The 929-nt window shown below is 71.6% G+C and carries 1 protein-coding gene; it reads left to right on the forward strand.

Annotation, left to right across the window (positions count from 1 at the left end; all coding sequences use genetic code 11):
• Positions 1 to 890, forward strand: an 890-nt coding sequence (locus RTM68_RS14945) for an ABC transporter permease (protein ID WP_312172370.1), incomplete at its 5' end; no start/stop codon positions are given.
• Positions 891 to 929: the final 39 nt, after the last annotated feature.

Consider the following 929-nt stretch of genomic DNA (forward strand, 5'->3'; position numbering starts at 1 on the left):
GGGTCCTCGCGGTCACCCCGCTGCAGGCGATCGGAGGCTCGGTCGAGCGGACGCACGATGAGGTGTCGCGACCAGGCCGTCACATCGGCGCGTGGGTGCTGCTCGTGGCAGGCGCGCTGCTGCTCGCGGGCGGCGTGGTGCTCGGGCTGGTGCACCCGCTCGGCGTCGTCGTCGCGTTCTTCGGCGGCCTGCTGTCGTTCACGGGTCTGGCGGTCGGCGCCGTGCTCTTCATGCCGCCGGTGCTGCGGCTGGTCGGGCGTCTGTTCGGATCCAGCGCCACCGCCCGTCTGGCCGCGGAGAACGCTCTGCGTCACCCGGAGCGGTCGTCACGCATGGCGATCGGCGTCGTCATGGGGGTCACGCTCGTGACGATGTTCGCGGTGGCGCTGGAGTCGGTCAAGCAGATGCTGATCGGCCAGTCGGAGGGATCGATCCCCGACGAGTTCTTCGCGCCGTTCGACGCCTTCGCCGCGATCATGATGCTGCTCGTCGCCGTCTCGGCGGTGATCGCCGCGGTGGGGCTGGTCAATCTCCTCACGATCGGCGTCGTGCAGCGTCGCCGCGAGCTCGGTCTGCTGCGCTCGATCGGCCTCTCGAACCGGCAGGTCCGCCGCATGGTGCTGTTGGAGGCGACGCACATCACCGTCGCCGCGACGATCACCGGCCTGGTTCTCGGCATCGTGTACGGCTGGGTCGCGGCGCAGTCACTGCTCGGTTCGACGCCGACCCTGCCCGACTTCGAGCCGGCGGGGCTCGTCGCGCCGCACGTGCCCTGGCTGCCGATCGCGATCATCGTCGCCGCCACGGCTGTGCTGACGCTGGTCGCCGCCGCAGCACCCACCCGACTCGCCACCCGCGTGGCCCCCGTCGAGGCGCTCGCGGCGGAGTGACGAACGACCGAGCCCCGCCGACGTCATGTGTCGGCGGGG

Source organism: Microbacterium sp., assembly GCF_031988965.1.
GTDB lineage: Bacteria > Actinomycetota > Actinomycetes > Actinomycetales > Microbacteriaceae > Microbacterium.